Genomic DNA, 15562 nt, shown 5'->3' with positions numbered 1-15562 from the left:
CTCCACCTGTATCTCGAACCGCCCTTGACGATGATAATACAGTCATAATATTATGACCATAATATCAAGTACCGCGGCGAGAGGCCCTGATGAACGCCCTGCATGAACCACTTCGCTTGCCCAGTGGTCTGGTGTTGCCCAACCGGATCATGAAGGCCGCGATGAGCGAGGCGCTGGCCGATGCGCATCACGCACCTGATCAGCGTTTGGTGCGGCTCTACGACCGATGGAGTCGCGGCGGTTATGGGCTACTCATCACCGGCAACGTGATGGTCGACCGCACCCAATTGGGGGAGCCGGGGAACGTGGTGATCGAGGATGATCGGGATCTGGCGGCGCTGGCGCGCTGGGTCAAATCTACTCATGATGCGGGCGTGCCGATCTGGGCGCAGCTCAATCATCCTGGGCGGCAATCCAATCCGCTGGCGATCGGCCATACCCCCGTCGCGCCCAGTGCGGTGCCGCTGAGTCTGCCGGGCTCGCCCACGCCGCGCGCACTGAGCGCAGCGCAGATCGAGGACATTGTCGAACGGTTCGTGACCGCAGCATCGGTGTGCGAAGCGGCGGGATTCGACGGCGTGCAGGTCCACGCCGCGCACGGATATCTGGTCACCCAGTTCCTCTCGCCGCTGACCAACCTGCGTGATGACGAGTGGGGCGGCGACAGCGATCGCCGGATGCGTTTCCTGCTCGAAGTGATCCGCGGTATCCGAGCCCGCGTCTCACCGGCATTCGCAGTGAGTGTGAAGCTCAATTCAGCTGACTTTCAGCGGGGTGGATTCACTGAAGACGACTCCCGTCTGGTGGTGAGCGCCCTCGCCGACGAGGCCGTCGACTTGATCGAAATCAGCGGCGGGAACTACGAATCGCCGGCCATGGCGGGATCGGCAGCAGCGAGCACACGAGCCCGCGAAGCCTACTTTCTGGAGTATGCACGCACCGTTCGCGCAGCGGCCGGACAGGTACCACTCGCGGTCACCGGTGGCTTCCGGTCGCGGGACGCGATGACTACGGCAGTCGAATCGGGAGATTGCGACGTGGTTGGCCTGGCGCGCCCGACCGTGACCATGCCCGATGCCGCCGAGGCCATACTGACGGGCCAGGCCGACGTCCTTCGGACGCGCGAACTCCACTACGGAATGCGAAGTCTGATAGGTCGATTCGTCGATGTCAAAGCGCTCGACGGTGTACTCAACATCAGTTGGAGCACCGATCAGCTCCACCGGCTCGGAGCCGGGCTCGAGCCGGACCTGCATCGCGGTCGGCTCGCCACCACCCTCGCGATGCTGCGGCGCAACGGAACCGGGTCGCTCCGTCCCAAACGCGGCATCCGGTAACACCTCCGAACTCCAAACTCCCACCAACACAACGAGGTTTGACATGCTCGACTGGAAAGACACACCGACCAAGACCATCGATGTCAACGGGGTGCCATTCGCATACCGGCAACTTGGCGTCGACTCCGACGTGCCCGTGGTGTTCCTGCATCACTTCACCGCTGTGCTCGACGACTGGGACCCGAGAGTCATCGACGGCATTGCCACCCGTCATCGCGTCATCGCCTTCGACAACCGGGGCGTCGGGGCCACCGGCTCGAAAGTGCCGGACAACATCGATCAGATGGCCGAAGACGCTATCGCGTTCATCCGCGCACTCGGCTTGACGAAGGTGGATCTGATCGGTTTCTCCCTCGGCGGCGCCGTCGCCCAGCTGGTGGCGTTGAAGGCTCCCCATTTGGTTCGGCGAATGATCCTGGCGGGCACCGGACCTCGCGGTGGCGGCGGAATCGACGCGATGCGCAGGATCGTCGCCGTTGCCTACACCAAAGCCTTCCTGTCGCGCAAAGACCCCCGCGAATACCTGTTCTTTCCCCGCACTGCGGAAGGCAAACGGGCCGCCTCCGATTATTTCACCCGTTTGCAGGAGCGGACCTTCGACAGGGACAAGAAGATCTCGATGCAGGCGCGGCTGGCGCAGCTCAAAGCGATCGTCAACGGCGGCAAGGCCGCACCGGACGATCTGTCGCGGATCGCGGTACCCGTTCTGGTAGCCAACGGGGATGACGACCTCATGGTGGCGAGCAGCCTGTCGGCGGATTTGGCGCGTCGAATCCCCAACGCGGAGTTGAAGATCTACCCACGCTCGGGACACGGCGGCATATTCCAGCATCACGCGACCTTCGTCCCTGACGCCCTCGATTTCCTCGCTGGCTGAGTGCCAGTTCGGTTGACGTAAATCTCCTGCCCAGCAGCACCATTGAAGAAACGAGTACCGCATGAACAACATCAGTGAAGTCATCACCTCCTACGCCAAGGCACCCTCGCGCACCGTGAGCGCCGGCGGCAGCACCTACGCCTACCGTGAACTCGGTCCCAAAGGTGGTGTTCCGGTGGTCTTCTTCGTGCACCTGGCCGCGACCTTGGACAACTGGGATCCCCGCATCATCGACCCGATCGCCAAGACCTGCCACGTGATCGCCTTCGACAACAAGGGCGTGGGTGCATCCAGCGGCTCGGTCCCGGGCACCATCGACGAGGCAGCCGACGATGCCTACACCTTCGTCACGGCCCTGGGCTTCAACAAGATTGACGTGTTTTCATTCTCGATGGGCGGCATGATTGCCCAGGATCTGGTGCTCAAGCATCCCCAGCTGGTGCGCAGGCTGATTCTGACCGGGACTGGGCCACGGGGCGGCAAGGGCATTGACAAGGTCGCGGGAGTCACCTACTGGGACACGCTGCGGGCCACGCTTACTCGTTCCGACCCAAAGGAGTTCTTGTTCTTCAACCGTGACGCCGTGGGCAAGCGGGCCGGAAAAGAGTTCGTCAACCGGCTCAAGGAGCGCACCACCGATCGCGACAAGGACATCAAAATCAGTGCGCTCCAGACCCAGCTCAAAGCGATCAATGCCTACGGCCGGTCCACGCCCTCGGACCTGTCGAAGATCACCCAGCCGACGTTGATCGCCAACGGCGACCATGACCGCATGGTGCCAACGGTGCTATCCGAGGATCTCCATCGCCGCATCGCGGGATCGGAACTGATCATCTATCCCAACTCCGGGCACGGTGGCATCTTCCAGCACTACGAGCAGTTCGCCCCGATCGCCGCGGCGTTCCTCGCCGACGGCGAACAATAGCAAGCCGTTACGGCAGAAAGAATTTCGCAATGGCTCACGCGCGTCAGCAGCCTTACTCATTGAACAGCAAGACCGTGTTCCTCACCGGCGCCGGCGGCGGACTGGGCGCAGCGACCGCTGCGGCTCTGACCCGGCGCGGCGCACGGGTGGCCCTTGCCGATATCGACGTACGTGCCGCGGAACGAACCGCTCGAATGCTGCCACCGGGACAAGTTCTTCCCGTGCACTGCGACGTCACGTCAATCGACTCCGTCCACGCTGCCGTCCGCGAGGTCGAGGACCGGTTCGGCCCCGTCGACGTCTCCATTGCCAATGCGGGCTTGATGGGACGCGGCGGAACATTGCGCACCTTGGCGACCGCTGAGGTCGACCGCGTGCTGTCGGTCAAGGTATCCGGCGTCCTCAACACGGTGTCGGCGACGATCGAGTCAGTCATCCAAAACCGCGGCCAGATCGCCCTCGTCAGTTCGGTTTTCGCCTATATCAATGGTGCAGGAGCCATGCCCTATGCGATGAGCAAGGCCGCGGTCGAGCAAGCCGGCCGCGCCCTCGCTGTTGAACTGGCCAACCACGGCGCAACGGCCATGACCGCATATTTCTCGCTCATCGAGACCGGCATGATCCAGCACGGCATCGATGAAGACCCACACGTACGGGCCCTGCTTTCGGCGATGCCGAAGTTCATTCTCAAGCGCATCCAGCCAAGCACGGCTGCAGCAGTCATTGTCAACGGTCTCGAGCAACGTCGACGGACTGTCGCTGCGCCGGCGCGCTGGCGCCCGGTCGCGGCATTGCGCGGTGTCCTTGGTCCGGTGGTCGATGCGCGACTGGCGCGTGACACCGGGGTACAACGCGCTCTGTCCGAACTCGATGCACGGCATGGGGCGTGACCCGGTGCATGGCTCGTTGTCGGCGAACGATATTGAGTCGCAAGCTATTCAGATCGGCTCACGGCTCGAGGCGGTGTGGCAGCTGTTGACCACGATCGCCGGTATCGGTGGTTGGTACGACACCTGGGTCACCGCCGAACGCGACGAGCTGGAGCAGCGAAGTCCAGTGACTCTTGCTCAGACTATAACTTCGTTATAGTCTCAATAGAACTTCGTTATAGAACATTCGAGAGGACGACGATGGCGCAGCAGGTACGAGGCGATCTGGTGATCGAGGATCGCGGGCCGGTGCTCGTTGCCCGCGTAGATGGTGGGCCGCACAGCTTGTTCGGCGTCCAGATCGCCAATCAGCTTGAGGCATTGGTGGATCGGGCCGATCGCGATCCGGGTGTGCACGCGGTGGTGTTCACCGGTGCCCGGCCTGGCCGATTCGTCAGCCATGCCGACGTCCGCTGGCTGCAGGCAGAGGGCGCTGCCGTACCCGAGATGGGTAGGCGCAGCGCGTCGGCGGCCTTGCGACTGGCCCGTGGCGTCGACCGCGCCCGGGTCTTGAATCCGGTGGTGCAGAAGACCCCACTGCGCGGCGTCGCACAGCTCGATCGACTCCACGCGACCTTTCTGAAGATGAACGCCAGCGGCGTCATCTTCGTGGCCGCACTCAACGGATCGGCGCTCGGGCTCGGTGCGGAATTCGCGTGGGCGTGTGACCTGCGAATCATGGCCGACGGCGATTTCTTCATCGGCCAACCCGAGGTGCTGCTCGGCATCATGCCCGGCGGGGGCGGCAGCCAACGACTGACCCGCCTCATCGGCACCCACAAGTCGTTGGTAGCCATTTTGGAGGGCAGGCCGTTCACTCCCGCACAGGCGTTGGCCAACGGCGCAGTTGACGAAGTCGTGGCCACCGAGGACGTCGTGACGCGGGCCATCGAAGTGGCTGAATACTTCGGCAGACGCACGAAAGGCTCGATCGAGGCGATCAAGAGATCGGTCTATTTCGGCGGGTCCATGCCGTTGGAGGAGGGCCTTCATATCGAGCGCACGGAATTCCTCGGCACCGATCAATCTCCCGAAGGCCAGCAGCTCATGCTGCAGTACCTCGCAGACACCGAATCTGTGGGGGAGCTGCCCCTCTACTACGAGGACACCTTCGACCGGGCGTTGGCGGCGGGCACGGTGCCGGCACTCGGCTCTCGCGGCGCCGCGGTGGCGCGAAAATGAGTTCTACACAGGCATTTACGCGCCAGGATATCTCGTTCACCTCCGGCAAGGACACCTGCGCCGGATGGCTCTACCTGCCCACGGGCGCGGCCTCACCGCCGGCGGTGATCCTGGGCCATGGCCTGGGCGCGACACGGGAGATGCGTCTGGACGCCTACGCGGAGCGCTTCGCGCAGGCCGGCATCGCGGCGCTGGCGTTCACCTACCGGCACTTCGGTGACAGTTCGGGCCAACCTCGACAGCTCCTGTCGATCAAACGCCAACTGGCCGACTGGGACGCCGCGATCGCCTACGTGAAGGGGCGACGTGACGTCGACGGCACCCGGATCGCGGTGTGGGGCAGTTCGTTCGGCGGCGGTCATTCCATCACGGTTGCTTCACGGCACCCCGAGCTGAAAGCCGCTGTGGCCCAATGCCCGTTCACTGATGGACTGGCCTCCGCGCTGGCTCTGGGCCCGGTAGCGACACTCAAGGTCCTGCCGGTGGTAGCCCGGGACTATGCCTCGATCCTCAGCCGGCGTGAGCCGGCGATGATTCCGTTGGCCGGTGCCCCGGGGACGCTGGCATTGATGAACGCACCGGATGCACTGCCTGGCTACCAGGCGCTCCTGCCGGCGGATTCCGCATTCCGCAACGAGGTCGCCGCTCGCGTTGCCCCCACGATCATGGCCTACCGGCCGGGACGCGCCGCCAAGAACATTGCGTTTCCGATCCTGTTCTGCATCAGCGACACCGATACCGTCACCCCGCCCGAGGAGACCGAACACTATGCGCGGTCGGCTCCCCGCGGTGAGATAAAACATTACAGCGCCGGGCATTTCGCGTTCTACCTCGGCGAACCGTTCGAGCAGTTGGTCACCGATCAGACCGAATTCCTGACCCGTCACCTGAAACCCGAACCAGCAGGACACCTATGAAGCTATCCACACTGCCCGACCGCCGTGCTGAGCACGATCCGCACGCACCCGCTGTCGCCGACGCCCGCCATACCCTGTCCAATACACAACTGCACGACCGTGTTCGGGCCGCCGCACAGCACCTGTGCGACTTGGGGATCGGCGTCGGTGACGTGGTGGCCGTTGCACTGCGCAACCGTGTTGAGTTCGTGGTGCTGTTGTTCGCGGCATGGCGGCTTGGCGCCGCGGTCACGCCGGTCAACCCCAGCCTCACTGACGACGAGGTCCGTCGCCAACTCGTCGACTCCGCGGCGCGGTTGCTGGTGATCGATGACGATGGCACGCCCGCGGCCGGGGTGCCCACTCTGAGTGTCGCCCGGTTGGCCTCCTCGCCCGTGGGGACAGATCACGTACCGCACGACGATCCCGCGGCGCTGGCGCTGCTGATCTACACCAGCGGCACTACCGGCACTCCCAAGGGTGTCATGCTCGACCACGCAAACCTCGACGCGATGGCCCAGATGGGACGTCAGGCGCTGCAGGTCGGGCCCGTCGACCGATGCCTGTTGATCCTGCCGTTGTTCCATGTCAACGGCATTGTCGTCAGCGTGATCACGCCGCTGCTGTCCGGGGCCAGCGTCGTCATCGCCGACCGTTTCACTCCCGAAACGTTCTTCGAGGTCATCGCACGCAAGCGGCCCACCTTCTTCAGCGCGGTACCCACCATCTACACCATGCTCGCCGCCTTGCCCGACGACGTCACCGCAGACACATCGTCGCTGCGGTTCGCGATCTGCGGTGCGGCGCCGGCGTCGGCGGAGTTGTTGAACCGCTTCGAAACGCGCTACGGGTTCCCTGTGATCGAGGGCTACGGCCTGTCGGAGGGGACGTGCGCCTCCACCATCAATCCGATCGACGGTTCCCGCCGCGTCGGCACAGTGGGCAAGCCCTTTCCGGGTCAACGGATTCGGATCGTTGACGCCCACGGACACGACGTTCCCACCGGGGACGACGGCGAGATCATCATTGCGGGACCCAACGTCATGCGCGGGTACCTGGGCCGCCCCGAAGACACCGCACGCACGGTCGTCGACGGCTGGCTGCACACCGGCGATATCGGTCACCTCGACGCCGACGGCTACCTGACTTTGGCCGGCCGCTCCAAGGACATGATCATCCGGGGCGGTGAGAACATCTATCCGCGCGAGATCGAAGACGTCTTGTCCAGCGACCCCGACGTGCTAGATGCAGCGGTCCTCGGGGCACCCGACGACAAGTGGGGCGAAGTCGTGGTGGCGTACGTCGCACCGCGCGCAGGAGCGACTATCGACATCAACGCCCTGCAGGCGCGGTGCGCACTCAACCTCGCCGGCTACAAGCGGCCAACCGAAATCCTGATCGTGGACGCCATCCCCAAAAACCCGGTCGGGAAGACCGACAAAGCCCCACTGCGCGCCGCCCGCATTGCGGCCACCGAGAACACCGAAAAGGCAATGCCATGAAAGCTTTTGCACTCGCCCGTTATGGCAAGAAGAATGGCGTCGCCGTCGTCGAGCGTGCCGTGCCGGAGCTGCGCGACGACGACGTCCTGATCCAGATCCACGCGACCAGTGTCAATCCACTGGACCTCAAGATCCGTAACGGCGAACTCAAACCACTACTGCCGTACAAGCTTCCAATTGTCCTCGGTAATGACCTGGCCGGCATCGTCGTCAAGACCGGGGCGCGGGTGCGGCGCTTCACTGTGGGTGATGCGGTGTACGCCAAACCAAGCCAGGACCGCATCGGCTCTTTCGCCGAATACCTTGCCGTCGACGAAAACGACGTCGCCCGGATACCCAAGACCGTCACCATGAACGAAGCCGCGGCGCTGCCGCTGGTCGGCCTGACCGCCTGGCAGGCACTGGTCGACAAGGCACATCTGCGGCCCGGACAGAAGGTACTCATCCACGCCGGCTCCGGCGGCTTGGGCACCATCGCGATCCAACTGGCCAAACACCTGGGGGCTACTGTGGCGACCACCACGAGTACCAAGAACGTCAAGTGGGTCAAGGCACTGGGCGCTGACGTCGTGATCGACTACAAAACACAGGATTTCGCCACCGAACTGAGCGGCTACGACGTCGTCTTGGACACTCAGGGCGGTGACACTCTGGAGAAGTCGCTGCAAGTCGTCAAGCCCGGCGGCTCGGTCATCTCGGTAGCCGGCCCGCCCGACCCCGCCTTCGCTCGCGAGTTCGGGGCAAACTGGCTGCTGGTCCAAGCGATGCGCGCTCTGAGTTTCTCGGTGCGGCGCAAGGCCAGAAAACGTTCGGTGAACTACTCGTTCCTGTTCATGACCGCCAACGGTGACCAGCTTCGTGAGCTGGCCACGTTGGTCGACGGTGGTGCCATCCGTCCGGTCATCGATCGGGTCTTCCCGTTCGACGCCACACTGGACGCGTTGGCATATGTCGAGAATGGCCGCGCGACAGGCAAAGTCGTCATCACGGTTACGGGTGATCGTGAACAGTCCTGACCATCACCGCCCGCTCGCCGAATACGCCATGGCGCAGATTCCGGCACACGCCGGGTCTGCCCGAGACGCCGACAACCAAGCGAAAAATGATCAAGGAAAAGGGCGCACATGACGAATCTCTCGGCGCAGTCGCTTGTACCCTCAACTGGCGACGTCAACTGAACGGAGGTACAGGAGGGCCATGCCCCGACCAGCCAAGGCCAATACCGCACCTAAGGCCGCAAAAGAGGCGGCGCCGCGGTTGGACCGCGCGCAGGCGGTCGCTCAGTTGGTCAGCGCCGCGACCGCACTGTTGGCCGAGCAAGGGCCTGCCGCGATCAAGGTACGCACCGTCGCTGATGCCGCCGGGCTCTCGACGATAGCTGTGTATCACCACCTTGGTGGCGTACCGGAATTGATCCAGGCCGTAGTGGATCGAGGCTTCAAAGATTTCGGTGACGTCTTCCTCGACGCACCCGCCAACGATGACCCGGTCGCTTCATTGTTCGCGATGGCACTGGAGGCCCGCCGGTTCGCCCAAGCCAATCCACACCTCTACGACCTCATGTTCGGTCTGTCAGCCCGCGGTAGTTACCGGCCGGCACCGGCCACGGACCGCGGCCGCTCCGCCGGTTTCGAGGACGCCTACGCGCATTTGGTCCAAGGCTGCCGCCGGTTGGTCGCCAGCGGCCGAGTCCGTCCGGACGAGGACCCCGAATTGATTGCGCCACAACTGTGGAGTGCCGTCCACGGGGTCATCACGCTTGAACTCGGCGGCCACCTGTCGCCATTCAAAGACCCTGTCCGCCAAGTATTCTCGCCGATGATGGTCAATCTCGTGGTGGGTCTCGGTGACGATCCGAAGAAGGCCACCGCATCCCACCTTGCCGCCATTGAGGCGTCGAGCCGGCCAGACCTCGACGCATCCTGATCTGGTCGTGTCTCACGTGGGCTGTGCTCGACGGTACGCCCACGTGCGGCCTATTGAACTGCAACTAGATTGGCGTTGGCGGTCGGGAAAGATCCCGACCGCCAACGACGGGCTTCGATCCTGCTACCGGCTCATCGCGGGCACGGTACCAGCGGCAGGCAGGGCGCGGGTGCGGGGCCGGGTCCTCCGAGGCCAGGGCCGACGGGACCGGGCCCGGCAGGGCCTCCGGGTCCGGGGCCTGCGGGGCCAGGGCCGCCAGGCCCCGGACCACCGACACACGGGGCGCCGGGCACACATGGCGGAGGCGGGGCGGCGTTAGCGACACCTGCGCCGATCCCGACGGCGCTCAGGCCAAGACCAGCACATAAGACTGCGGTGGTGATCAGGCCAGGCTGGCGAACTTTGGCATGCATCAATTTCCCTTTCGACGAAATATGTTGTGTCACAACAAACATAGCCAAACGCGCCGGTGCTGAAAAGGTCTTCGACCTGTGACCACCTTATGGATTCGAGTCTTTTTCTAGGAAGCTCGTGACGATAGTGCTACGTTGCGCGTGTCTTCTCGACACCAGCGCGACTGGCTGTTCCTGCGGTGCGCCTATCCTATCTCGCCGCCGAAAATGTCTTTTGGTGCAACATGTTCAGGTGCGCAAGACTGCGTCACCAGCCGATGCGACTTGGGCGGTATTCATTGTTATGACAGTGTTAAGTCGCTTACAGTAGGCGCAGAACTGACCCACGACACATTTCCGGGTCTGGCTTCGCCCGGTTCCAGGTCAAACCTGGGCAGTCCGTATGGATTTTCTATTGCGCAGGTATGGATGTAGAGCAGCGGGTAACTTTCCTGGCGTCGGTGGTCTAATCTTTGCCTGTCGGATTGTGCCAAAGCGCATGGCTTTCTGGATGAATATTTGGCTGCAGCAAAATCGCTTACGCATACTGCAGGCGCGGATGTCCCGTCCCTGCTGGCGTAAGTGCAAATGGTGGTTTGAAGCCGCTTCAGCGAAATTCAAGATATCGGCGCGATTCAACAACGTCGGATAAGGTCAGCGACTGTGAGCCAATTGCAGGGCGGGAGATGCGAATATGATCAAGCAGCACAGGACGCATCGCCGCGCCGGAATGGCATTGATGGTGGTCGCGCTGGTGAGTGCGGGCGCAGGCGTCGGCGCCACAGTTGCTCTCGTACTGATTCAGCGTGGTCCTGATGCAGTGGGGCACGGCCTGACGTAGTCAACCACGTGTCGGAGATTCGTCGTTCTTCGATGGTCCGGCAACAACATTGGAGGTTCTTGCCTATGCGGTGTTGCGCTGGGGCGCGGTGAGGTCGTAGTAGGTCGCGCCGTCGACGGTGGCATCGGTGAAGTTGTGCTTTACCCACTCGGCAATCTTGGCCGCCTCGGTCTGCGATCCGCCCGGCCCGCCGGGTCCGCCCGGCCTGAGGGCGAGGATGTAGTAGTGAATCCGGCCCTGGGCGACGTACTGCTGGAACTGCGTCAGGGTGGGCGAGGGGTCGCCTCCCGAGAATCCGCCGATCGGCATCACCGCGTCGCCGGTCGCCAGCTGGTAAGTTGCGGCGTCATTGGACCCGGTGGTGGCCGCCACCCACGTGTAGTTGTCGGCGTTCGCTTTAAGCAGCTGCTCCAACTCTGCGCTCGGTGCTGTATCGCCACCAGGCGGCAAACCGGGGAAGTGCTGTTCACTGAGCCGGGGGCCGGCCGTCACGATGCCGCCGCTGTGCGGGGTCGCCACCGTCTGCACGCAGTAGGCGAGGGGACCGGCCAGAACCGCGACGACAGCAAGTGGGGCCGCCCATGCCCCAAAGCGGATGCCGCGCAGCACCTCGGCCACGAGGAGCAGCGCCGCGGCGGCACCGATAGTCACCACTACCCAACGTAGCCACGGAACGAAATCCGCTGTGCGGTAAAGCAGTACCCAGGCCCAACCCGCGGTCAGCGCGATCGTCGCGGCAAGGGTGAGAGCGATCAAGGCGGTGGCCCGGCGTCGCCAGAGCTGGGTAGCTCCGATGCCGACCAGTGCGGCAATGGCGGGGGAGAGCGCCATCGTGTAGTAATCGTGATAGAGGCCGGACATGAAGCTGAAGACGGCGCCGGTGCCGAGCAGCCAGACGCCCCAGGCGAAGTACTGAGCTCGTCGTAGATCGGTTCTCGGCGCCTTGCCACATGAGATGATTCCCGCTGCGAGGAAGACCAGGGCGGCCGGCAGTAACCACGAGATCTGTGCGCCGGATTCGCTGGTGAACAACCGCAGGACGCCGGGATCGGAACCAAATGGGAAGCCGCCGTGCTCGCCGCCCGGAGGCAACTCTGCGCCGGCCGGAGGCTCCGGTAATCCGCCGTGGTTGCCACTGAGCCGCGATATTCCGTTGTATCCGAAGGTCAGGTTCAGAAAGCTGTTATCGGTCGAACCACCGATGTAGGGCCGGTCGGCACTAGGGAGCAACTCCACCAGGGCCACCCACCACCCAGCCGCAGCGACCATCGACAGCAGTGCTGCGATCAGTTGCAGCAGCCGGGTACGCAGCCGGTGCGGCCCCGCGACCACGTAGGTCACGGCCAACGCCGGCACCACCAGCAGTACCTGCAATTGCTTTGTCAGAAAACCGAATCCGATCAATGCGCCGCACAGCACCAGCCATCGCGTGCGGCCGTCTTCGACGGCGCGCAATAGGGCGCCGACCGAGGCGATCATGAGCAACACCAACAGAGCATCCGGGTTGTCATAGCGGAACATCAGGGTGGCCACCGGTGTCAATGTCAGTGCACCACCGGCGATCAGGCCCGCGGCTGCACCGAATTGCCGGCGCACGATCGCGTACAGCAGTGCGACCGAGGTGACGCCGATCAGCACTTGCGGTAGCAGGATCGACCAGGTGTTGACGCCGAAGATTCGGGCGCTGAGCTCCATCGGCCACAGCGATGCGGGCGGCTTGTCCACAGTGATGGAGTTCGCGGCGTCCGACGAGCCGAACAGGAAGGCCTTCCAGCTCTGGGTGCCCGCCTGCACGGCCGCGGCGTAAAAGGCGTTGGCCCAACCCATCCGGCCGAGAGTCACGGTCCACAAAGCGGCAGTCGCCGCCAACAGGCCGGCAAGCGCGGGGCGCGTCCACCGCTGGTCGGCCTGTGAACGCGCGGCCTGCGGCAGCCGTGCAGGATGCAAGGTCGGGTTTTGCAACATGATGTCATCGTCTGCGAGTCGGCTGGGAATTCTGTTGGTTGACTGTGGGGCGGAGCTATGACTGTGCGCCGCGCGCCGGCAGCGTCACCGTGAACGCAGACCCGTCCGGGCCGCTGTCGACCGCGATCGTGCCGCCGTGGGCATGGACTACAGCTTGAGCGATGGCCAACCCGAGGCCGGTACTACCCGCGGCTCGCGATCGGGATTCGTCGCCGCGGGCGAAGCGCTCGAAGATTTCTGGCAGGAGATCGGACGGAATTCCGGGGCCGCTGTCAGCCACCCTGAGTCTCGTTGACCCGTCGCTGTCCGCGGCGAGCGTGGTGGACACTGTGGTGCCGGCGGGGGTGTGGACGCGGGCGTTCGATAGCAAGTTGGCCAGTACTTGTTGCAGTCGCTGGTGGTCACCGAACACAACGACAGGCTGGTCTGGAAGGTCTAAGGCCCAGCGATGTTCGGGTCCGGCCATGTGGGCGTCACTCACGGCGTCGATCACCATTTGGGAAAGGTCGACGTCGTTGTGCTCGAGTGGACGGCCGGCGTCCAGCCGGGCCAGCAGCAGCATGTCCTCGACCAATTGGCTCATGCGCCGGGACTCGGCGTGGACTCGGGTGAGCGCGTAGACCAGATCTTCGCCTTGCTCATCTGAGCGGTGCGCAGGCGTCCCGATTACCAGACGCCGTGCCACCTCGGTGTAGCCCTGGATGGAGGCCAGGGGCGTCCGTAACTCGTGGCTGGCGTCGGCGACGAACTGGCGTACGCGGGTCTCGCTTGCGTGGCGGGTGGCCAAGCCGTCGGCTACCCGGTCGACCATACGGTTGAGGGCGGTGCCCAGCCGGCCGACCTCCGTATGAGCAGCGTCCGCGTCGACGGGCTCGATCTGGGACGGGAGTCGTACGTCGCCTTCGTGTAGCGGAAGTCCGGCAACGTGTTGTGCCGCTTCGGACATCCGTGACAGCGGGACGAGTTCGCGGCGAATCATTGCGCTCCCGGCGGCGATCGCCGCCGCCAGCGCTACCGCAGAAAACCCACCGATCATCCATGTGACGGACCCGAGCGTCTGTTGCACTCCCGATACTGGCAGGCCTGCCACTACAACCGCATCGTGGGACTGCTGCGCGGTGAGCCGGTAGCGGCCGAGTCCATCGAGGTCGACACTGACCTTGTGCCCCTGGGGAACTCGCTCGAGCTGCGTCAGAGCTGCAGGGCTGACAGAGCGCCGATCGCCGCTGGTGATGATCACTGCCCCCTGACTCTGCCCGGGCTGCGAAATGATTGCGCCGACGGTGCCCGCCGATTGGCCGGGCGCATCGAGAAACATCGGCCCGGGACCGGAGAATCGCAGGAATGGCGGCGGCCCGAACTCGAAGAACGTTACGGATCGGGATTCGGCGTCGGAGACTTGAGTATCGAGTTGGCCGATGAGGAAGTGCCGTAACGCAATCAGCGTGGCGGCGCCGACAGCGGTGCACAGACCTGCGCCGAGTACCGACACCACGACGATCAGGCGGCTCCGCAACGTCCAGGTCCGTGGTGCGTACTTGCGGCAGCGTCGCGACGGCGGGGGCGGTTCCGCCACCACGACGTCACTGAGGCTTGAGGACATAGCCGATCCCCCGAACCGTATGGATCATGGGAGTGCGGTCGGCATCGATCTTCTTGCGGAGGTAGGAGATGTACAGCTCGACCACGTTGGAGCGGCCCTCGAAGTCCCAGTCCCATACTGCGCGTAAGATCTGTGCCTTGGTCAGTACCCGTCGAGGGTTGTTCATCATCAGCCGAAGAACTTCGAATTCGGTTGCAGTCAAACTGATGTCGGTACCTGCTCGCGTGACTTCGCGGCTATCTTCGTCCAGTACCAGATCTCCCACGACGAGTTGCGCACTGTCGATGGCGACCCCGACGCCGGCCCGGCGGATCAGTGCCCGCATCCGGAGGACCATTTCCTCGACGTTGAACGGCTTGGTGACGTAATCGTCTCCGCCCGCGGACAATCCAGCGATGCGATCTTCGATGGTGTCTTTGGCGGTGAGCAGCAGGACCGGTAGTTCGGGGCGGATGCGGTGCAGCTCGTGGAGCACGTCGAGCCCATTCATGTCAGGCAGCATGATGTCGAGTACCACGATGTCGGGTTTCTCATCGGCGGCCTTCTTGATGGCCGACGCACCGTCGCTCGCTGCCGTCACTCGCCAGCCCTCGTAGCGCAGCACCATCGCGACCAGGTCGCCGAGTGCCGGTTCGTCGTCGACCACGAGAACCTCGATCGGGCTGCCGTCGTGGCGAGTCATCGGGGCCGGAGCCGCGGGGCCGGTGGCCTGGGGCCGATGGGCTGCCTCGTGAACATCTGCCGGGTATCGCATCGCGACATTGTTGCCAACCGGATTAGCGACCCTCTGTGGTTGGCCTATGGAGAACCTATGAAGTGCGGCATTTTGCAAGGTAGGGGCCACGTTTCTGGCGTAAATTCCTTCGGCTGGCGTTCCCGGCTTGGATCCAACTCGTTATGGGATACGCGCTGCGCCGCCCGCATCGTCGGGCATCGCCAGGGAGCTTTAGATGGTGGATGATGTCGCGCGCATCGCTGCGAAAATGACACAAAACGAACCCCGGCGGCGCAGCAAGGTACCCGGCAATCTCTGGCCTGGCCCCACGGCACGAATCCGATGCCTGTACCCCTCGGCAGTTGCCGGTTCAGTTAGTTCATGTTCCAAGGTTCGCCGTAGGTGGTGACCGAGTCGCCCGTCTTGGCGATCAGGCGAGCGAACGGACGCAGCAGCACGCCACCGGCCGCGC

At 64.0% G+C, this 15562-nt stretch carries 12 protein-coding genes and 1 pseudogene; 9 read left to right on the top strand and 4 right to left on the bottom strand.

Annotated features, from left to right (window positions below; translation table 11 throughout):
• The first annotated feature begins 89 nt into the window (after nt 1-89).
• The 9 genes from QRN63_RS22040 to QRN63_RS22000 all read left to right on the top strand — a co-directional run bounded on the left by QRN63_RS22040 (nt 90) and on the right by QRN63_RS22000 (nt 9574).
• Entirely contained in the window at nt 90-1337 is a 1248-nt protein-coding gene (locus QRN63_RS22040; protein WP_285032711.1) for an NADH:flavin oxidoreductase/NADH oxidase family protein, read from the top strand.
• A gap of 43 nt (nt 1338-1380) precedes the next feature.
• Nucleotides 1381-2214 carry an alpha/beta fold hydrolase gene (locus QRN63_RS22035; RefSeq protein WP_285032710.1) on the top strand — a complete coding sequence of 278 codons (834 nt, stop codon included), beginning with the start codon at nt 1381-1383 and terminating at the stop codon, nt 2212-2214.
• 61 nt (nt 2215-2275) lie between these two features.
• On the top strand, nt 2276-3139 hold the full coding sequence (locus QRN63_RS22030) for an alpha/beta fold hydrolase (RefSeq protein WP_285032709.1): 864 nt from the start codon (nt 2276-2278) through the stop codon (nt 3137-3139).
• A gap of 59 nt (nt 3140-3198) precedes the next feature.
• On the top strand, nt 3199-4029 hold the full coding sequence (locus QRN63_RS22025) for an SDR family NAD(P)-dependent oxidoreductase (RefSeq protein ID WP_285032708.1): 831 nt from the start codon (nt 3199-3201) through the stop codon (nt 4027-4029).
• 240 nt (nt 4030-4269) lie between these two features.
• A complete protein-coding gene (locus tag QRN63_RS22020; RefSeq protein WP_285032707.1) occupies nt 4270-5250 on the top strand; it encodes an enoyl-CoA hydratase/isomerase family protein in 981 nt (326 codons plus the stop codon).
• Nucleotides 5247-6167: an alpha/beta hydrolase gene (locus QRN63_RS22015; RefSeq protein ID WP_285032706.1), complete on the top strand. Its 921-nt coding sequence runs from the start codon at nt 5247-5249 to the stop codon at nt 6165-6167. The genes QRN63_RS22020 and QRN63_RS22015 overlap by 4 nt, the downstream gene beginning before the upstream one ends.
• Nucleotides 6164-7648, top strand: a complete 1485-nt coding sequence (locus tag QRN63_RS22010) for a class I adenylate-forming enzyme family protein (protein ID WP_285032705.1) — start codon at nt 6164-6166, stop codon at nt 7646-7648. Before QRN63_RS22015 ends, QRN63_RS22010 begins: the two co-directional genes overlap by 4 nt.
• Entirely contained in the window at nt 7645-8664 is a 1020-nt protein-coding gene (locus QRN63_RS22005; protein ID WP_285032704.1) for an NADP-dependent oxidoreductase, read from the top strand. The genes QRN63_RS22010 and QRN63_RS22005 overlap by 4 nt, the downstream gene beginning before the upstream one ends.
• A gap of 181 nt (nt 8665-8845) precedes the next feature.
• Nucleotides 8846-9574, top strand: a complete 729-nt coding sequence (locus QRN63_RS22000; protein WP_285032703.1) for a TetR/AcrR family transcriptional regulator — start codon at nt 8846-8848, stop codon at nt 9572-9574.
• 1296 nt (nt 9575-10870) lie between these two features.
• Here the strand turns inward: QRN63_RS22000 and QRN63_RS21995 are convergent.
• The 4 genes and pseudogenes from QRN63_RS21995 to QRN63_RS21980 form a co-directional block, all read right to left on the bottom strand.
• A complete protein-coding gene (locus QRN63_RS21995; RefSeq protein ID WP_285032702.1) occupies nt 10871-12772 on the bottom strand; it encodes a glycosyltransferase family 39 protein in 1902 nt (633 codons plus the stop codon).
• A 55-nt stretch (nt 12773-12827) separates the two neighbouring features.
• Nucleotides 12828-14375 (bottom strand): sensor histidine kinase, encoded by a 1548-nt coding sequence (locus QRN63_RS21990; RefSeq protein ID WP_285032701.1) that lies wholly within the window; start codon nt 14373-14375, stop codon nt 12828-12830.
• Nucleotides 14356-15057: a response regulator transcription factor gene (locus tag QRN63_RS21985; protein ID WP_267318543.1), complete on the bottom strand. Its 702-nt coding sequence runs from the start codon at nt 15055-15057 to the stop codon at nt 14356-14358. The genes QRN63_RS21990 and QRN63_RS21985 overlap by 20 nt, the downstream gene beginning before the upstream one ends.
• Nucleotides 15058-15464: 407 nt before the next feature.
• Nucleotides 15465-15562, bottom strand: a pseudogene (locus tag QRN63_RS21980) (MspA family porin); the annotation flags it as partial.

This window comes from Mycolicibacterium sp. lyk4-40-TYG-92, assembly GCF_030209435.1.
Taxonomy (GTDB): domain Bacteria; phylum Actinomycetota; class Actinomycetes; order Mycobacteriales; family Mycobacteriaceae; genus Mycobacterium.
Note: the sequence above shows the minus strand (reverse complement) of the source record. Positions and strands in the feature narration are given on the sequence as shown.